At 39.2% G+C, this 20,148-nt stretch carries 16 protein-coding genes; 10 read left to right on the forward strand and 6 right to left on the reverse strand.

Translation table 11 applies throughout. The features are described 5' to 3' along the window. Positions 1-167 precede the first annotated feature (167 nt). Together cysI and J7E52_RS11880 are read right to left on the reverse strand one after the other, a co-directional pair. Positions 168-1,886: an assimilatory sulfite reductase (NADPH) hemoprotein subunit gene (gene cysI, locus J7E52_RS11875; protein WP_214746470.1), complete on the reverse strand. Its 1,719-nt coding sequence runs from the start codon at positions 1,884-1,886 to the stop codon at positions 168-170. A gap of 26 nt (positions 1,887-1,912) precedes the next feature. Next, positions 1,913-3,727, reverse strand: coding sequence for an assimilatory sulfite reductase (NADPH) flavoprotein subunit (locus J7E52_RS11880; protein WP_214746473.1), 1,815 nt, complete (start codon positions 3,725-3,727; stop codon positions 1,913-1,915). A 341-nt stretch (positions 3,728-4,068) separates the two neighbouring features. Between J7E52_RS11880 and J7E52_RS11885 the strand changes: the two genes are divergently transcribed. After that, positions 4,069-4,977, forward strand: a complete 909-nt coding sequence (locus tag J7E52_RS11885; RefSeq protein ID WP_214746477.1) for a LysR family transcriptional regulator — start codon at positions 4,069-4,071, stop codon at positions 4,975-4,977. 739 nt (positions 4,978-5,716) lie between these two features. Beyond that, the gene (locus J7E52_RS11890) at positions 5,717-6,031 is read left to right on the forward strand and encodes an iron-sulfur cluster biosynthesis family protein (protein WP_214746480.1); all 315 of its coding nucleotides are present in this window, start codon (positions 5,717-5,719) and stop codon (positions 6,029-6,031) included. Positions 6,032-6,246: 215 nt separating this feature from the next. Here J7E52_RS11890 and sigH read toward each other — a convergent pair whose 3' ends face one another. Continuing rightward, positions 6,247-6,897 (reverse strand): RNA polymerase sporulation sigma factor SigH, encoded by a 651-nt coding sequence (gene sigH, locus J7E52_RS11895; protein ID WP_214746482.1) that lies wholly within the window; start codon positions 6,895-6,897, stop codon positions 6,247-6,249. 658 nt (positions 6,898-7,555) lie between these two features. Then, positions 7,556-8,059 (reverse strand): DinB family protein, encoded by a 504-nt coding sequence (locus J7E52_RS11900; RefSeq protein WP_214746484.1) that lies wholly within the window; start codon positions 8,057-8,059, stop codon positions 7,556-7,558. 445 nt (positions 8,060-8,504) lie between these two features. Here J7E52_RS11900 and J7E52_RS11905 point away from each other — a divergent pair, with 445 nt between their 5' ends. From J7E52_RS11905 to J7E52_RS11925, 5 genes are all read left to right on the forward strand, one after another. Then, positions 8,505-9,371, forward strand: coding sequence for a MerR family transcriptional regulator (locus tag J7E52_RS11905; RefSeq protein WP_214746487.1), 867 nt, complete (start codon positions 8,505-8,507; stop codon positions 9,369-9,371). A 499-nt stretch (positions 9,372-9,870) separates the two neighbouring features. After that, positions 9,871-11,214, forward strand: a complete 1,344-nt coding sequence (locus tag J7E52_RS11910) for an APC family permease (protein WP_214746490.1) — start codon at positions 9,871-9,873, stop codon at positions 11,212-11,214. Between the two features lie 33 nt (positions 11,215-11,247). After that, positions 11,248-12,858, forward strand: a complete 1,611-nt coding sequence (locus J7E52_RS11915) for an amidohydrolase (protein WP_214746847.1) — start codon at positions 11,248-11,250, stop codon at positions 12,856-12,858. Between the two features lie 94 nt (positions 12,859-12,952). Then, entirely contained in the window at positions 12,953-14,296 is a 1,344-nt protein-coding gene (locus J7E52_RS11920) for an APC family permease (protein ID WP_214746493.1), read from the forward strand. Between the two features lie 42 nt (positions 14,297-14,338). Further along, positions 14,339-15,970, forward strand: coding sequence for an amidohydrolase (locus J7E52_RS11925; RefSeq protein ID WP_214746496.1), 1,632 nt, complete (start codon positions 14,339-14,341; stop codon positions 15,968-15,970). 540 nt (positions 15,971-16,510) lie between these two features. On the opposite strand, the gene cuyA is transcribed toward J7E52_RS11925, so the two are convergent. After that, a complete protein-coding gene (gene cuyA, locus J7E52_RS11930) occupies positions 16,511-17,506 on the reverse strand; it encodes a D-cysteate sulfo-lyase (protein ID WP_214746499.1) in 996 nt (331 codons plus the stop codon). 522 nt (positions 17,507-18,028) lie between these two features. On the opposite strand from cuyA, the gene J7E52_RS11935 reads away from it, so the two are divergent. The 3 genes from J7E52_RS11935 to J7E52_RS26930 are packed head-to-tail and all read left to right on the forward strand — an operon-like array spanning position 18,029 to position 18,707. Further along, positions 18,029-18,382: a GntR family transcriptional regulator gene (locus J7E52_RS11935; protein WP_214746503.1), complete on the forward strand. Its 354-nt coding sequence runs from the start codon at positions 18,029-18,031 to the stop codon at positions 18,380-18,382. Between the two features lie 6 nt (positions 18,383-18,388). Beyond that, entirely contained in the window at positions 18,389-18,523 is a 135-nt protein-coding gene (locus tag J7E52_RS27615; RefSeq protein ID WP_214746849.1) for an FCD domain-containing protein, read from the forward strand. Between the two features lie 58 nt (positions 18,524-18,581). Then, positions 18,582-18,707, forward strand: a complete 126-nt coding sequence (locus J7E52_RS26930; RefSeq protein ID WP_286197689.1) for a hypothetical protein — start codon at positions 18,582-18,584, stop codon at positions 18,705-18,707. 481 nt (positions 18,708-19,188) lie between these two features. On the opposite strand, the gene J7E52_RS11945 is transcribed toward J7E52_RS26930, so the two are convergent. Continuing rightward, positions 19,189-20,148: a VOC family protein gene (locus J7E52_RS11945; RefSeq protein ID WP_214746506.1), complete on the reverse strand. Its 960-nt coding sequence runs from the start codon at positions 20,146-20,148 to the stop codon at positions 19,189-19,191.

Below are 20,148 nucleotides of genomic sequence, written 5' to 3' on the forward strand. Positions count from 1 at the left end.
CAAGGTCCAAAAATGGCCTAACATAGAGGGCTCGTAGAGCCCTAATCTCTCAACCTTGGGCCAAAATTCAAAGGAAATTTCAAAAGGGGCTCGGAATTTTTTAATTCCGAACCCCTTTTGTCTACAAACTGAGACAGGAAGTTATTCCTGTCTCACTTTCTATTTAATCAATCATGAAAATTCGTTCCATCCGTCACTTCTTTGACAATGCCAGCATTTATGACAAAGTCACCGAAATGCTCTCCTTGCTTGCGTTCTTTTGCATAACGGGAAAGAAGTACGCGAAGCTCTTTTAATATCTCTTCTTCACCGATGTTTTCACGGTACATTTTGCTTAATCGGCTTCCATCGAAGGCAGCACCGAGATACATATTATATTTGCCAGGTGCCTTACCGATAAAACCAATTTCCCCGAGTGCATGCCGGGCACATCCATTCGGACAACCGGTCATGCGAATCGTAATTTCTTCGTTCCTCAGGCCGTTTTCATCAACGATGGTCTCGATTTTATCAAGCAGAACCGGCAAATAACGCTCTGCTTCGGCCATTGCCAACCCGCATGTTGGAAGCGCCACGCATGCAATCGAGCTGCGTCGGAGCGCCGAATGATGTGCACCATCCGTCAAACCGTACGTTTCAAGCAATTCGATGATCTCTTTCTTTTTCTGGCTTGAGACATCTGCAATGATCAGATTTTGATTGGCCGTCAAACGGAAATCACCCGTATGGATCTTTGCGATTTCGCGCAAACCGGTCATCAGCTTGTAATCATTGATATCGGCAATTCGGCCACCCTCGACAAATAGTGTAAAATGCCACTTTCCTTGCATGCCTTTGACCCATCCATAGCGGTCACCATTATTATCAAAATGATAAGCTCTCGCTTCCTCCAGCTTCCATCCTAGACGATTTTCCAATTCAGCCTTTACCGATTCGAGCCCAAGCCTGTCTACCGTATACTTGAATCGTGCATTTTTCCGTACGGAACGGTTTCCGTAATCTCGCTGAATCGTAATGATTTTTTCAGCCACATCCAGTATTTTGTCTGGCTGGCAAAAGCCGATTACCTTGGCTAGTTGAGGATATGTCGCCTTGTCACCATGGGTCATTCCCATACCGCCGCCGATCGCCACATTAAAACCAACGAGTTTTCCATTTTCAACAATTGCTATGAAGCCAAGATCCTGGGAATAAACATCAATGTCATTGGATGGAGGGACGGCAATGCCTATTTTAAACTTCCTTGGCAAATAAAGCTTTCCGTACATTGGTTCGACTTCCTCCACTTCAGGAGTACCAACCACTTTTTCTTCATCCAGCCAGATTTCATGGTACGCCCTTGTACGTGGCAATAGATAATCACTCAATTTTTTCGACCATTCATATACTTCGGAATGGATTTCGGATTGAAATGGAATCGAATTGCACATTACGTTCCGGTTTACATCTCCGCATGCAGCGATTGTATCCAGCATGGAAGCATGGATTTCCTGAATGGTTTTTTTCATATTCCATTTTAAAATACCATGCATTTGAAACGTCTGTCTTGTTGTCAATTTCAAGGTTCCGTTACCGTATTTCTGAGCAAGGTCATCCATAACAAGCCATTGAGAAGGCTGCGCAACCCCGCCGGCCATGCGGACACGCAACATAAACTGATAGGCAGGCTCCAGTTTTTGTTTTTGACGCTCATTGCGCAGATCCCGGTCATCCTGCAAATAGCTGCCGTGATGTTTCATTAGTCGATTGTCATCATCCGGAATACCGGCGCTGATCCGATCCTGCATCACTTTTCCAAGTGTACCTCGCAAATAATCGCTTTTTTCTTTAATTTGCTCAACATCACTAGGCGGGCCTTCTGGTGCTTTTAATAGTGTTTTCACCATGTTGTTATCTCCTTTTCATCCAAATTTCAGTATACATCACGTTGATAGCGTTTATTCTGTTGCATTTCTTCAAGATAAGCTTGCGCATCAGCATGGCTCATATTGCCTTCTTTTTCAATGATCTCAATAAGCGTATTATGGACATCATGTGCCATGTTTTTCTCGTCACCGCAAATGTATACGGCTGCACCTTCTTGAAGCCATTCGTATAATTCACCGCTGTGCTCGCGCATCCGGTTTTGAACATACACTTTTTCATCAGTATCACGTGAAAAGGCAACATCCATTTTCGTAAGTACACCTGTTTTCAACCACTTTTGCCATTCAGTCTGATAAAGGAAATCCGTCACGAAATGCTGATCGCCGAAAAAGAGCCACGTTTTCCCTTTCGCTTCCGATTCTTCGCGATCCTGGATAAAGGATCTGAACGGAGCAATGCCCGTACCCGGTCCAACCATGATAATGGGAGTGTCTGGGTTTTTCGGCTGCTTGAAGTTTTGGTTATGCTGAATGTAAACGGGCAGCGTGTCCCCTGGCTGTAATCTGTCCGCACATAAAATGGAGCAGACACCGTTTCTTTCTCGTCCGTGACTTTCATACCGGACAGCTCCTATTGTCAAATGCACTTCATCCGGATATGCGGATAAGCTATTCGCAATCGAATATAGACGGGCTGGCATTTTCCGGAGTATCGATACGAACTCTTGCGCCGATTCACCCCATGAACCAAAATCACGGACAAAATCAAGCAAATCACGGCCTTCACGATATTCTTTTAATCTTTCTTCATTACCAGGCTCTAAAAGCTCCTTTAAATCCTCGTTACCTGAAAGCTGGGCCGCTTGTTCAATGAGCGATTTTGTCAAAACCGTAATTTCAAAATCGGAGATGAGCGATTCCCTAAGCTGTCGAAGGTCGCCCTGCTTATTGACCTTCACGGTTTCTTCAGGGTCCCAATTGAGTTCCGTAAGAAGCATATCCACTAAATCCGTATCATTTTTCGGATAAACACCAAGGCTGTCTCCAGGTTCGAAAGTAAGACCTGAGCCCTCAAGAGATAACTCAAGATGATGTGTCTCTTTATTGGAGCCACGGCCGTTCAAGTTGATATTTTCCAGCACTTCCGCTTTAAACGGATTTGTTCTCGAATACGTTTGTTCACTTACTAAAGCTATCGGTGCGGGAACTGCAGTAATAGAACTGCCTTCCCCTTCATTTAAATTAGAAATGACTCCTTCCAGCCATTCGCTAGCTGGCTCATCATAATCTAGGTCACAGTCCATTCTCGGAAATAACCGTGTTCCGCCAAGTTCCTCCAAGCGTTTATCAAATTGTTTTCCCGTTTCACAGAAAAACTCATATGAGCTGTCCCCTAGCGCCAATACCGAAAAGCGGAGTCCTTCAAGGCTTGGTGCCCTCCTGCCATGAAGGTATTCATGGAAGGACAATGTATTATCCGGCGGATCGCCTTCTCCATGCGTGCTAACGGCGATCAGAAGATTTTCGATTTTTTTCAAATTGTTGACTTTAAAGTCACTCATGGCTGAAATGGTAACCTGAAAGCCATTACCCTCAAGCTTACTCGCCGCATTTTCTGCCAGCCCTTGAGCATTGCCCGTCTGTGAACCATATAGAATGGTCACCTCTTTTGTTATTGTCTTCCCGCCGCTTTGAGCTTCCAATACCGGGGCATCGGCTGAACTCATATTCGAAACTGACAAAGATGCAGTCATATAACCGCTCAACCAAATTTTTTGTGTTTCTGTCAAGCTAGGCAGTAGGCTGTTAAGGAGCTCTGCCTGCTCTTGATTAAAGGGACTGTTACTCACCTGAAGTTGCACGATTTCCACCTCACAAAGGGATATTAACTTATCTTAGTTGACTATTATGTATAACGAGTGGATTTAAACATTTCTATATCCATCCATAAATAAATTAATTAACTCGTTTACTCCTATAGACCAAGTCGGTTTTAACTGTAAAAAAATTTAAAATACAGTCATATAGGTTCATAGCACGCAACAAATAAAAAAATAAGGTTATAAAGGACAATAACTTTCCCCAACCTATACTCTTCCTAAAATAAGTTTCTCATTAAAACTTTACTGGAAGTCACATCATTAGTAAAATATATATATTTTATTATAACTATTAAGAATATTAATAATAAGGAGAAATTTCTATGTACTATGATGCTCTAAAAACATTCGTGACCCTTGTGGAGGTCAAGAATTTTACAAAAACAGCAGAAATGCTTCTTATGTCGCAACCAAGTGTAAGTTTACATATAAAAAAATTGGAAGAAGAGTTCCAAACCAAATTATTTCTCCGTTCTCCTAAATTCCTAAAAGTCACCTTAACGGGAGAAATTCTTTACGACCGGGCCAAGCAAATGATCACAATCTATGAACAGACCAGACAAGACATTCAGGAACACGATAGTACCATCAAGGGTGAATTAAAGATAGGGGCAAGTTTTACAATAGGAGAGTATATCCTTCCTTCTTTACTTATCGACCTTCAAGAGGACTATCCTGAACTTGAACTTCAAGTCGTAATTGGAAACACGGAAGAAATCGTTCAAGCCGTTCGGCTATACAAAGTGGATATTGGTTTAATCGAAGGTCAAACTAATGAAAAAGAGCTTTCTGTTCACCCATTCATGCAAGATGAGCTATTCATTGTGTCTTCTAACAATCATGAACTCGCTAATAAAGACGAAGTGGAGATTACTGATCTACATGACCAAGCATGGGTAACCAGGGAAGTTGGATCTGGTACACGTGAATACCTTAACCATGTCATACGTTCAAATGGTTTGAAAATTAAATCGATACTCACGATAAGCAGTAATCAAGGAATTAAAGAAACGCTTATAAAAAACGGCGCAGGTCTGGCCCTTCTTTCCCGAAGTGTCATTGAAAGGGATGTACAAAATAAAATCCTTTCTATTATTCAGGTTAAAAATGAATCCTTTAACAGAACACTTTCTTACGTCTATTCCCCAATAATGGAAGATAAAAAGAATGTCAAGACTTTTATAACTGAATTAAACAAAAAATGGCCTATGAAAGCAAAGCCGATAGGCTGATCATTGCGAAGAATGCAGGCTCATTAATGCTGGAAACCCTTTGCCTGACAGCAAAAAGCGTATATTAAACGGCATGAGAGTTCTTGCCATAAAAAAACTGCACCTCCAATTGTTAGTTTTGTCTAACAATTGGGGTGCAGTTCAACATTAAGGAATCGACTTCATCCATCTACTGAATTAGGTCCCTTGGCATCGTCAGTCTTGGATACTACAAATCACGACCACCCCACTCTTTGGAAGAGGCTGAAAAACTTACGCTTTATGTCGTGATGTAATTATTGACTTTACTAATCCACTGGCTTTCGTTTCCTAAATTAACACCTATTGTTAACACTAAATTTCTTTGATCCCTAATTAGGAAAATTATTATATGGATAGCATGTCTTAAGGGTAGCAAATAATAATTAACAAATTCTCGATAGTAGAACCAGCATATGAAATTTTTAAAGAATATTAGTTTTCCAGATTTTCACAAAAAGTTTAAGTTTGTTCTTCTACCTTAGAAAATACCTTCCTAATTCACAAAGATCAGGAACTTCATTATTGATAAACTTCCGGAATATTGACGCTTTTCCCCACCTCTCAAGTAAATCTTTTTTAATTTTTTCCCATGAAAGGTCTAACACATTAACTTATAAACAAATGGGTATACGAATAAATAGAGGATTCTCCATAGATTGATTTTGTTTTCCTTGTATAGATAAAAAATAATATCATTTTTTTATGGGAGCGTGGTTTTATGAATATTCAGATTAAAGAAGCAGCGATTGAACAACTAAAAAAAGTGGATTATAAAGAGAATGAAGGTGTTCGTATTGAAGCCATTTATGTTGGAAGCTGTTCGATTTATGTAGAACACGAATTGAAAATTGATAATAAAAACGAGGATGATGAGAGATTCATAATTGATGGGGTCCCCATATTAATATCAAGTGAGTCTAAAAAGCATCTTCCGGATAAAGTATTTCTTAACTACAGCGATGGACTTGGATACAAATTATATTCAGATGATGAAACATTGAGATATAATCTCCTGTTGAGTAGAGTGAATTAAAAAATGAACATAGTAAAAAGCCCTTCTGTTTCAGTAGGGCTTTTATGTTTATACTCAGAGAATCTTCGGCATTTATCTAGAGGGATATTTATTTTCCCATGAGATGGCACTACACTACATTAACAAAGCCAATAAATAAGAAAGCTGCGATGATTATTAGCTCCAGTACTATTTTTGCAAATAATAATCAATGAAAGTTTAAAGAATTATAGTTGTTATTCTTCCAACCTCCTGGACTCGAAGTACCGCTCCAACTTCCTTTTTACCCGCTGAAGTGCATTATCGATCGTCTTTTTTTGAATATTCAGTTCCTTCGATATTTCAAAATAAGTTTTTCCTTCCAAGTACAAGTCCACAACACTGCTTTCCAACTCAGTGAGGACTTCCGTTAAAATTAGCTCAATATCGCAAATTTCTTCTGATTTTATTAATATCGTGACTGGGTCATTTTGGCTCTGTTCAGGGATTAGATCAATCAGGGCCTGTTCCGACTCCCCTTGATAGATAGGCGTATACAATGAAACATAATTATTTAAGTGAGAATGCTTTTGGCAGATAGCCGCTTTAACAGCCGTTATGATTTGCCTTGTAATGCACAGTTCCGCAAATGATCTGAAAGACGACTTTTTGCAATTCTTGTAGTCTCGAATGGCCTTATAAAGACCAATCATCCCTTCCTGAAAGACGTCTTCTTTATCTCCACCCGTTAAAAAATACTTCAAAGCATTTGATTGAACGACACATCTGTATTTTTTGATTAAAAAGTCCAGTGCATCTTCATCACCATTTTGGATTTTCCCAACCAACATTACATCTTCCATATGAGTATAGTTTTCCACTAGTTTCTTCTCGATGATTACACTCATTTATAATCCCCCACTCATTCAGTTGAGCACCGACATAAAGCTCGCATTACCACTTCAATGTATTAAAGTACATTCAGTATTATAATATCTCAGAAATGACAAAAATGATATTCGCAAATAACGACATTTTTCTACAAAATACTGATATTTACAAGCCCTGATCTTTAACTATACACTTTCAGTCAGTTTAAATTGATTGGGTGAAGGTCCCGTCATTATTGTCGTTTTGTTTAATTCCTAATCGTTGACGGATTTAGTTGCGCCGCTCTGGGGGGCAGGATATGGCGGCTTAATAATAGTATAATTATAAATAATATTATTAAAGAACTGTTCTGCACTAATGGTTTAACATGGCCTAACCAAAAGGAAATGCCGGAATAAACGGTCATTGTATGCAAGGCTTGTTGATCTATCTCACCTTTTTGTATTAACATCATTAGCTTTAATTGGAAAAAAGGGAGAATGGCAGTTAAAACAAAGGCTCCCAAATAGTTTCATTTAAACACCTTCTTTGGCACAATAAAAAGCACCCTTCAAAGGATGCTTTAACATATTATTAACTCAGTGATAAAATTGAGAACCGGGATTTAATTATTCACCAATGGCGCCCATATGTTGAAGTTCATTACTTAAACATTACTTAAGCTTGCACAAGTTATTAAAGCGGTGGATTTTGCACACCTAGATGAATCCAATCTTCTTTTGGCGGTCCATAAACCCCATAAGGTTTTATTCCTGCTTGACGCATCAGAACCGTGACTTGTCCGCGATGATGAACAATATGCTTGATTAGCCCCATAAGGATGGAAGCATTTGTTTCCTGTCTTCCAAACGCTTCTTGTATTTGTTCCAGGGATTCGTCTGTCCATTGTTGTTCAATAATTTCGGCTGCGTGAGAACTTACATTTTTAAAAGTGATAGCAATTTCCTGCGCAGAAGATGGAACGTTTTCTGAACTTTCTATACGGTCTATCTTTAACCCGAAATGAGCTAGATAATCTGGAATATTCGTGGTGAAATGCCATGCAATTCTTCCTAAAGTGCGACCTTCGGGATAAACTTGTTGTTCTAATGAATCATCAGTCAAACTATCCAAAACATTCTGAGTCAGTTTGGCTTCTTTATTCCATTCTTTAATAAAATCCGAAATGGTAATATACATATAATACCTCCCCTTTTCGATAGGTAATACTTACTCAAAATACATTATAAAACATATGTTCCCTCATTACAAATTCCTCATTTTGACCGTCATTGACTTAATATATAAATTGGTGTTAAAAAAACGCTTTAATCACTTTTGTGCATCCTTGAGGTTTCGGTTACCAGTTTACCAGAAAAAATGTTGAACCGATTTTTGCTCCCTTTAATTACGTCCAAAGAAAACAATTTTTGGTATTTTCATCCTTCAAGTGCTGTAATGGATAACCCCCGTCCATAAAATTGCAGCGCAAACTTACCGTCCAGTATTCGACTTAAACCTGGAAGTGCACTGCACTATAAATCATCCTACTACTAGCTATACACAACAAGAATCACTACTTTATAATAAGGGATATTCATGTTATTAATATAGATAAATTCAGTGTTGGTTAGGAGAAAAAGCCATGCAAAATAAGCTGAGTATAGGAGAAATGGCGAAGTTGCGAAGTGTAACGGTAGATACATTGCGTCATTACGATAAAATTGGATTGCTAAAGCCCTATCATATTGACCCCGAAACTGGCTATCGTTATTACTCCATTTCCCAGTATGAAGTTCTTGGAACGATAAAAGAATTAAGGAGAATTGGGTTTTCCTTAGGGGAAATCAAGCAATTTCTTACGAATCGGAATGTCAAAAAGTCGGTTCAATCACTTCAAAAATCAATGGCCAATATACAGGAAGAAATCAAGAAATTGCAAGATATCCATAATATATTGATGACACGATTATACAATATTGAACATTTCACAAACAGTTACAGGAATTCGGATATCGTGATAAAACAATTTGAAGAACGGGAATACATCCAGCTAGCCAGGCCGGTAAGTTGGGGGGATACAGAAAATCTGTATCTTGGTTTCGTAGAACTCGAAAACAGGATTGGTGGAATCATTCCTGCTTTGGCCAGCAATAAATTTGGAGATTTCATCAATAAAGAGTACTTTGATATAATTCGTCAATCATCTGACTTTTCCGGTAACCTAAGTGCCTATCAATCTCAATTATTCATTCTTGTTCAGGATGGAGAGTCAGAGCAACCAACCCTAAAAAAAATTGAAAAAGGGCTATTTTTATGTTCCTACTATGGAGGACTCACAAGGGAGAAAATGCTAACCCAGCTTAAAAAGCTACTCCATTATTGCGATACTCATGGCTATGTTATTACCGGTGATGCCTTTCGAATTATGCAGGTTGACGTTTCTCTGACTGATCAATATGATGAAGCTTATTATGAAATACAAATTCCGATTCAAGATAAAGTAAACTAGTAAACAGCCTTCGAAATGATAACATTTTCATTTCGAAGGCTGTTTTTTTTTGAATGGCAACTGTTTACTCTGGTGTTAGACGAGACTTTATAATGGATTTAAACATACTGAATGGAGTGATGCTTTCCTAAATGAAACAGCAAGGCATTATTTGAAAATATCATTTTGTTCCAAGGAGTGATGCCATTTATTAAAAAGTTTAAAATCCCAAAAAGACAATGCCGTTTTGTTAGCGTTCCTTTCATTTTAACTACTCTTCATTACCAACTCCTCTACCGATTAAAGGACAGGCACTAAAGAGGAATTATGAAAACGCTTTAACAGCATCCAGTCATGGAAGCTGTTTCCGTTCACAACTAGATACTTTTTATTTTGGTTATCCTTAAAAACAAACTTTACCATTACCTGAATATATACGGAATTCCAAATTTAATATTCAGAATAATCTATCAATTGATGAAGTGACCGTTAGCAAATCATTTACAAGGAGGATTGATTTATGGAAAATACGAATTTACCAACTCTTAAACGTACTCTTACTTTGAAGTATGTCGTCTTTTTCGGATTGGCTTTCATGGCTCCAAAAACTTTTTTCTCAACATATGGGGTTGCTGTACACAGCACCAACGGGATGATGCCTACGGCTTATGCCATTGCTTTATTTGTCATGTTATTTACAGCTTATAGCTATGTTCAATTAGTGAAAGCGTTTCCGAACGCAGGGGCAGCATATACGTTTACGCAAAAATCAATAAGCCCGCATCTTGGGTTCATCGTTGGTTGGACAATCATCATTGATTATATATTTAGCCCGATGATCAGCGCCCTAATCGTAGGGATTTCACTGAAAGCTTATTTTCCATCCATTCCGATGTTTGTTTGGATCATTTTATTTATTGTGGTTATTACCACGGTCAACATCCTTGGCATTAAATTAGCAGCGAAACTTAATACGTATATGCTTTTCTTGCAATTTTTATTGTTTGCCCTATTTTTTATTTTGTGCATTAAAGGGCTTCTTTCAGGAAAAGGAACAGGGACATTATTTTCAACCGTTCCCTTTTATGATCCTGAAATTAGCGTACCTGCTATTCTATCTGTAATCCCCATACTATGTTTTAGCTTTTTAGGCTTTGATGCAGTAACTACATTGTCAGAAGAGACGAAGGATCCTACGAGAACGTTGCCAAAAGCGATCTATTTCATAACGATGATTGGCGGTTTTTTATTTATCACAGGCTCTTATTTTGCACAACTAATTTTTCCGGATTTTCATTCCTTCAATAACCCTGAATCCGCCTATTTAGAGATCGCGATGTATATCGGCGGAAACATTTTTGTGAGCTTCTTTGTAGCAGTTGGGCTAACATCCACCACTGCTTCAGCCGTTGCATCGGGAACGAGCGCCTCTCGTATTTTGTATGTGATGGGAAGGGAAAATGTATTGCCGAAAAAAATCTTCGGCTATCTTTCCCCAAAATACCGGACACCTGTGTTCAATATTTTACTCATTGGTGTTGTGACGTTAAGTGCTCTTTTCTTAAATCTAACGACAGCCGTATCTCTTATTAGTTTTGGAGCGTTATTTGCCTTTTTCTTTGTGAATCTTTCGGTTGTTTCTTACTATTTTCTTCAAAAGAAACAGAAGTCTTTTAAAGGAACGATTCAATATTTGATTATCCCGCTTACTGGTGCAGCACTAATAGGATTGTTTTTTATAAAACTGGATAAACATTCATTAATACTAGGTGGAACTTGGCTTCTTATCGGATTTATTTATCTATTAAACTTAACAAAAATGTTTAGACAACCGCCTCCTGAGCTTGCCTTTGAAGATGCTTAATAATAGAGCTATAAAAGAAGGGAATGATTGATGATGAGTCAACGTCTAGCTGACATGATTATTTCAAGCAATACTGTATTTACAGGTCTTACCGACCAACCTGAACCCGCTTCTATTGCGATTAAGGACAACAAAATTGTTGCGATTGGTTCTGACGAAGAAATGAAACACTACGCAGGAGAGCACACGAAAATCTATCAGTTCATAGACCAATTAATAATGCCGGGATTCCATGACTTCCATCTTCATATTATGCAAGGTGCCGTCGCCCTCAATAGTGTCAATCTGTTCGCAGCTCGTTCAGAAGCTGAAGCGCTAGATATGATTTCTGAATTCGCTGAGTCAAAACCGGAAAATCAATGGGTAATCGGATTTACATGGGATGCAGGTTATTGGGATACACAACAATTGCCGACTCGCCATTCATTGGATCGCATTCTCCCTAATCGGCCAACACTCATGTTTCATGCAGAAGGCCATTATGCATGGGTAAATACGAAAGCATTGGAGATTGCAAATATTACTCGTCATACGGAAAATCCTTCTTATGGCATTATTGGAAGAGAAGAAAATGGAGAACCCGATGGTATTTTATTTGAAAAAGCAATGGATGCGGTTATCCGTCATGCATTTAATTTTTCAAATACACATAAGAATGAAATCTTCTCTAATTTCCTGGAACACGCTGCAAGCCTAGGGATAACAGCTGTCAATGACTTACATGGTTTAAAAACAATAGAATCACTAGATGTTTACAAAGAATTTGAAGACAAAGGTAAATTAACAACGCGTATTCATTTATGGCCTGCTTTAAATGGCGATCTTGAGCACTCCAAACGATTGCTAGAGACGTATCAATCGGATAAACTCCGTGTGTCAGGGCTGAAACAATTTATCGATGGCGTCATTACCGCCCGGACAGCTTATTTACTTGATCCCTATGCCGATCAACCAGAAACACGCGGTGAAACGTCCTTCCCTCCTGAAACGATCAAAAAATGGGTTGTTGATGCCGATAATGAGGGCTTCAGCATTCGTTTTCATGCGATTGGAGATGGAGCAATTCGTCTTGCTTTAGATGCCTATGAGGAAGCGCAAAAGGCAAATGGTAAACGAGATTCACGACATTCCGTCGAACACATTGAAGTGATTCATCCAAATGATATCCATCGTTTTAATGAGCTGGGTGTAACTGCTTCGATGCAGCCGGATCACTTGGCGATGTCAGAAAGGGGAGTTTACACCGAACGAATTGGTACTGAACGTGAAAAGCATGTTTTCTCGATTAATGCATTGCAAAAAGCAGGAGCGAATTTGGCATTTGGAACGGACTTCCCAATTGATATCCTTAATCCGCTTCTACAAATCTATCGTGCAGTAACGAGAATCGATAGCAGCGGAAAAACGATATGGCATCCCCATGAGCGCATCACACTTGCCGAAGCATTGAAAGCTTATACAGTCGGACCCGCTTACGGTGCATTTAGAGAGCAGGAATTAGGAACATTGGAAGTAGATAAGCTTGCAGATATTGTAGTCTTAGAGCGAAATCTTTTTGAAGTACCCGTGGAAGAAATACCAGATACAAAGGTACAGTTAACGATCGTGGATGGAAAAGCAGTTTATGATATTCTGGGGCATTAATAAACGGCTATAAATCAAAGGGCCCATTAAAGAGCGTCTAATCACCTACTGTTTACAATATTGATGTAGCCATTTAAATACGGGGGACAGATATATGAATAATACAAACTCACCAACTCTTAAACGTTCACTACCATTAAAAAATGTCGTGTTTTTTGGTTTGGCCTTTATGGCTCCAACTACTTTGTTTTCGACATATGGAGTAGCTGTCCAGAGCACGAACGGGATGATTACAACTGCTTATATCGTTGCCTTAGTCGTTATGTTATTTACAGCATACAGCTATGCGCAAATGGTGAAAGCATTTCCAAATGCTGGCGCTGCCTATACGTTTACGCAAAAATCCCTAAGTCCTCACATTGGTTTTCTCGTAGGTTGGACCATCATACTGGATTATATGTTCAGTCCTATGATTAGTGCTCTATTGTTAGGAATTGCAATGAAGGCCTATTTCCCCTTGATTCCTATGTACATTTGGATTATTCTCTTTATCGTCACGGTTACGGTTATAAATATCCTTGGGATCAAGATAGCGGCTAAGCTTAATACGGGGCTTCTAATCTTGCAATTCATAACACTTGCGTTGTTCACGATTTTTTCGATAAAGGGTCTTTTAAATGGTCAAGGAGCAGGAACGCTTTTTTCGATCCTTCCGTTTATTGATTCAAATATAAATATGCAGGGCTTCATGTCCATAATCCCTATTTTATGCTTTTCCTTTTTAGGATTTGATGCAGTAACAACTCTTTCTGAAGAAACGAAAAACCCTCGAAAATCTATACCTAGGGCTATTTATCTTGTAACAATCATTGGTGGATTATATTATTTTATCGGTTCTTATTTTTTACAGCTTGTCTGGACAGACTACCAATCATTTAAAGCCCCGGAATCTGCCTATATGGAAATTGCCATGTATATCGGGGGTAACTTTTTGATAAGTTATATTCTTGCTGAAGGAATCATGTCAAGCTTTTCATCTGCAATTGCTTCAGGAACAAGTGCTTCACGCATTTTATATGCAATGGGACGTGAACGTGTACTCCCTGCCAAAATATTCGGATATCTTTCTCCTAAATATCGTACACCTGTCTTCAACATATTAATTATAGGGGGCGTTGCTTTAAGCGCTCTTTTCTTAAGTCTTACAACTGCCGTATCCCTTATAAATTTCGGTGCATTATTCGCTTTTACTTTCGTTAATCTTTCGGTTATCGCTCACTATTATTTCCGAAAAAAGCAACGTTCCTTAATGGGGACGATCCGGTACCTTATCATTCCGTTAATTGGTGCTTCTCTGACAGGTTTCTTTTGGATAAAGTTAGACATCTATTCGCTAATACTCGGAGGAACTTGGTTTGCGATCGGATTTGTGTACCTTCTAAATCTTACGAAAATGTTTAGACAACCGCCTCCTGAGCTTGCCATTGAACAAGCTTGATAATAAGGAAGCTACTCTTTGAATTGAAAGGAATGATTGATAATGAATCAACAACCAGCTGATGTGATCATTTCAAGTAATGCTGTATTTACAGGTCTTAAGGATCATCCGGAGCCCGCCTCGATTGCGATTAAGGACAACAAAATCATTGCGATTGGTTCTGAGGAGGAGGTTTATTCTCATTCAGACGAGAATACGAAAATTTACCAATTTAATGACGAATTAATTATACCGGGTTTTCATGATTTCCATCTTCACATGATGGATGGGGCTGTTGCGATGAATAGTGCCAATTTATTCTCGGCACGTTCAGAAGATGAAGCGTTGGAAATGATTCGTGAATTTGCCGAATCACGTCCGCAAGATCCATGGATAATTGGCGCTTCATGGGATGCAGGATATTGGGATACGCAGCAATTACCGAATCGGTATTCATTGGATCGTATTCTCCCCGATCGTCCGGTGCTTATGTTTCACGCCGAAGGTCATTACGCATGGGTAAATTCAAAGGCACTTGAAATCGCTAATATTACCCGTCATACGGAAAACCCTTCGTATGGATTTATTGGAAAAGACGAAACTGGAGAACCTAATGGTCTTTTATACGAAAAAGCAATGGAAGCGGTTATCCTCCATGCCTATGATTTTACTAAAGAACAAAAGAGAGAACTTTTCACGAATTTCCTCGCTCATGCAGCTAGTTTAGGAGTAACATCCGTCCACGACTTATTTGCCATAGAAGCATTGGAAATGCTTAATGATTATGATGTTTTCAAGGAATTTGAAGACAATGGGGAATTAACAGCCCGCATTCATTTATGGCCAGCATTAAATGGCAACCTTGAACGTGTGAAACAATTACGAGATACGTATCAATCGGATAAACTTCGTGTATCAGGCCTTAAACAATTTATAGATGGCGTCATTACCGCCCGTACCGCTTATTTACTTGAACCTTATGCTGATCAACCGAAAACATGCGGTGAATCTTCGTTCCCTCCTGAAACAATCAAAAAATGGGTCGTTGATGCAGATAAAGAAGGCTTTAGCATTCGTTTTCATGCCATTGGCGACGGAGCGATTCGCCTTGCTTTGGATGCTTATGAGGAAGCGCAAAAGACAAACGGTAAACGGGATTCGCGTCATTCTGTTGAACACATTGAAGTGATCCACCCGGATGATGTTCATCGGTTCAAAGAGCTAGGCGTGACTGCTTCGATGCAGCCGGATCACTTTGCGATGTCCGAAAGAGGTGTTTACACCGAGCGAATTGGTACAGAACGGGAAAAGCATGTTTTCCCGATTAAAACATTGCAAGAAGCCGGTGCGAAATTGGCATTCGGAACGGACTTCCCAATCGATACCCTTAATCCGCTTCTACAAATCTATCGTGCAGTAACGAGAATCGACAGCAGCGGAAAAACGGTATGGCATCCACATGAGCGCATCACACTTGCCGAAGCATTGAAAGCTTATACAGCCGGACCCGCTTATGGTACATTTAGAGATGAGGAACTGGGTACATTAGAAGTAGGGAAACTTGCAGATATGATAGTATTGGAACGAAATCTCTTTGAAGTTCCAGCAGCTGAAATTCCCAATACAAAGGTACAGCTAACAATCGTTGATGGAAAAGTTGTTTTTGATCATACGACGTCTTTAATCGAAAAGTAATATAATTATTAAAAGAGGATTCTACAACTGTAGAATCCTCTCAGACTGTAGACAAACTCGATGAAAATCGAGTTTGTCTACAGTCTTTTTATGGCTTTTACAATTTGAACGTTGATTTCCACTCCAGGCACTCGCTTTCCGCGGGCGGTCCGGGAGCCTCCTCGGCTTGCGCCTGCGGGGTCTCCCCTAGACGCGCTTTTCCCGCAGGAGTCTCACACCTTTCGCTCCAATCAACTCTGTTATAAAATTCAGATAGAACCTCTTTTGCCCATGGACAATAGTCTGTTCCGCTACCAATTCGTTAGCACATTGGGGAACCGGTTGCTGTTTCTTCTTTAAAATTCTTCTTTTAAGCGCTCTCCACTTGATAACAGGAACTTTAAAATTACAATTAAATTCCATCAAGCCGTTTTCACACTTAGCAAAATTCAGCATGAAAGATTGTTGGATTAATAATTCGATACATATGTTTTTCGCTTAATAACCATGCCTACTTTATTGAAAAAAGCGGGATTAAGGCCCCCCTGTATGTTAAGTATTTCAATTAAATAGGGAAGTATTGGCGTATAACGATGAAGCGCCACCAGAGTGAACAAATAGGATGTTCTCCTCCGGCTTAAATGTGCCTTTTTGTATTAAATCAATGAGTCCCGCTGCCGCTTTACCCGTATATACCGGATCCAGCAATATCCCTTCTGTTCTTGCCATGAGCTTGACTGCTTCCACCATTTCAGGTGTTGGCAAAGCATAACCTGGTCCGACATACTCATCAAAACACGTAACAGCCTCACGAGGAATTGAATTTGGTATGCCGATATGTGTTAAGGTTTCTTTAACAAGCTGAAAAACTTTCTCTTCTTGTTCCGCTTTTCCTCTGCTTACGTTTATTCCAATTACTGATACTCCACTTTGATTTCCGTGGAATCCGGCAACCAAGCCAGCATGCATTCCCCCACTGCCGCTTACACAAACAACTGCTTTCAAATCAATCCCTTGCTCAAAGGACTGCGCCAAAATCTCCTGAGCGCATGCAACATATCCCGTTGCACCAATGACATTGGATCCCCCAACCGGAATGATGTAAGGTCGATGTCCTTTCTCTGTTACCTCTTTTGCCACTTTCTGCATTTCTTGCATCAAGTCCGCTCCATTAGGGACAACTATAATTTGTTCAGCCCCCAATAAATGATAGAGAAAATAGTTACCGTTAAAATCCGGCTCTGAATTATTTGAAAGTCCCTCTTCCAACACAAGGATGCACTTCATTTTCTCTTTAACGGCAGCAGCTAGTGTCAAGCGGCAATGATTTGATTGAATGCCTCCACACGTAATCAACGTATCCGCGCCTTTTTCCAATGCATCGGCAACAAGGAATTCCAGTTTTCTTGTTTTATTTCCCCCAGCCGTCAGACCAAGCATATCATCTCGTTTAACGTAAATGGATGGTCCACCAAGAACTTCAGAAAAATGATCTAATCTCTCAACTGGTGTATATGTCGGTGTATATCGCTTTCTAGGAAATTGTGCTAAATTCATTTTAAAACTCCTCCTGTATCCTCTATGTATATTAAATAAAAGAAAATATCAATCTGACGTTCTCTTTGTTTAAAATAAACTTCGATTTCAATCATAGCATCTTTATGTAATCGAGCAACATGAATCTCACTTCTTGCATGGTCATTTGTAAAAAGAATCCCCATATACATCATTCATCGCGGCAAAGTGACCCCAAAACCGATGATTATATAACCTACTGTAAGTTTGCTTCCGCTTACTCTATGACACCCTTGTTTTCCCCAAAAGTATCAGGCAGTTCTCCCACTTTCAGCATGGATGGGTGCTTTCCTGTATTTTATACCTTACCAATCGGACAGATAGCCTTGTAAGCATCTTTGATTATAATTGTTTCATAGTTCATATAAAATCGCCGAAACAGAAACGGACTCGCCCCATTGAAATGTATAAACAATCAAAAGTCTGAAGCAGAGAATGACTTCAATCGTTTTTTAAGATAAAATAAATATACATGTATATAATTGGATTTTAGAAAGGAGCAACATGGTAACCAATCACTATCAATATTTTATAGAACAAATAGAACATTATTCTTCTAAGCCTTTAAGGGAAGCTATATTTTTTGTTATAAAAAATGCGATCATTGAAGGGATATTTTTGCCCGGAGACCGTTTAACCGAAGATGATATCGCCCAGCAATTCATTTGTAGCCGTACACCGGTTCGTGAAGCTTTGAGGAAATTGGAACAGGAAAATTTGCTTCAGGTGAAACCTGGTATTGGGATGGTCATTCCAATGTGGATATTGAACTTTTACAGCAAGAATTGGAAATCAGGAGGATGCTCGAAAACTATTCGATACAAAAAGCTTGTGAAGGAATTACGGAAGAGGAATTAAAAAAAACTGGAATGGGCAACGGATAAACTGCAACAAGCGATTAATAGTAATGACCGGATTGCGGCAAGTCGTGCAAACAATGAATTTCACCGCTTATTATATTCCTACTCGAGAAATACTCTTTCTCCAAAAAACTACTGATTCATTATGGCTTTCTTTCCGAATTTCCTTTTTATCCGCCCGTAATGAAGATGTTAGAATGGTTGATAAATCTTGGTATGGGGAACGAAACAACGAGCATTTACAGGTAATCCATGCCATTCGTGACAAAGATGCAGAAAAAGCAATAAAGGTCAATACGATCCATATCCAAAAAAAACTATGATTATTACCTTGATTACATAAAACGTGTATCACAATTCAAATTAACAAGTTTATTTTTCCCGATATCTCCAATTCTCTTCGTCCCCGATCGTACAAATTTTTTATAACCTATTGCTGCTTTGAAAAAAGAACACCCTCACCTGCATACATGTATACACCTTAGCTTAAAAAATTCCCAAGCCAATTACCACTTTCAATAATATTAATATTCTGAATTATTTGTCGATAAATTTTTCCGCTTGTTGTTAAATTTTTCATTTTTATTCCAACCGTACAAGGCCATGGTTGAAGTCCCCTTCCTGCCCATTGCCTTGTATGCTTTTTACGGTTTCACTTCTAGTAAGTTAATCAGCTGATTAGGTGGAAAAATGGCTAGGTTTTCGATTTAATGATTGCTGGGGATCATTATTCCTGATTATGTATGTTCCAAGTGCTCATACAATTGCATCCAGAACACCTTTTGATGATCGATTGTTACATGTTTACTCATCAAAACGTTCTAGCAATTCAATAATCACTTTATAGGTCGATGTTGTATCCATATAGGCATATCGGCCTTTTCCGTTAAAAAAGTTACCTGTCTGTATGATCGGATAGCCCATTTCTTCTAACATCTTCATTTTAGTCTCTATGTCTTTAACGACAAAAGAGATATGGTGAACACCCTCACCATATGTTTCAAGATGATCTTTCCACGTACTGGGTGATTCGCCCGGCTCGATCAATTCAATTTGAATTAACGGAGTATCGATGAACATATATTTTGATTTTCCTTCTGTGGGCTTCCCTTTGTAAATCACGTTTGTAATATCGCTTGAACCAGAATGGATGATGGGAGGTTTTTCAACACCCAACAACTTACAATATGTATCTGCAGCCGCATCAAGGTCTTTTACAACTAACGCAAGCTGTTCCACTTTGTTAGTCCCTAATAGCGGCTGAATGCTAGCATCTTCTGGTCTCTCCCATGCCGTTTCTCTTGGCTCTGCACTTTCAAGCATTTCAATTAACGTTTTGTGATCATCCATTGTATCCACATATACATATCTGCCGTCACTTGAAGTGAATTCACCCGTTTGCAAAGCTGGGTATCCACTTTTCGCCATGATTGGCAGCCTCTTTTGGATAGAGTCTACATCAAAAGCAATATGGTGGATCCCTTCACCTACTTCATCCAGGAACTCACGCATCGTTCCTGGATTTTTATCGGGTTCTATTAGTTCAAATTGGACGGTTGGTGTATTCAGAAAAGCCAGTTTGGATTGTGCTTCCGTTGGTACACCTCTAAAAGTGACTTTCGAAACAGAACTGTCACCAGTTAGAAATGGTTCTGCCTTCTTAATGCCCAGCAGTCTTGTGAAAGCTTCATTAGCAGCTTCAATATCTTTTACAACAAATGCGAGTTGATTAATATTCCTATTGCCCAATAGTGATTCAGTCAT

The organism is Bacillus sp. ISL-34 (assembly GCF_018613325.1).
GTDB lineage: Bacteria > Bacillota > Bacilli > Bacillales > DSM-1321 > Peribacillus.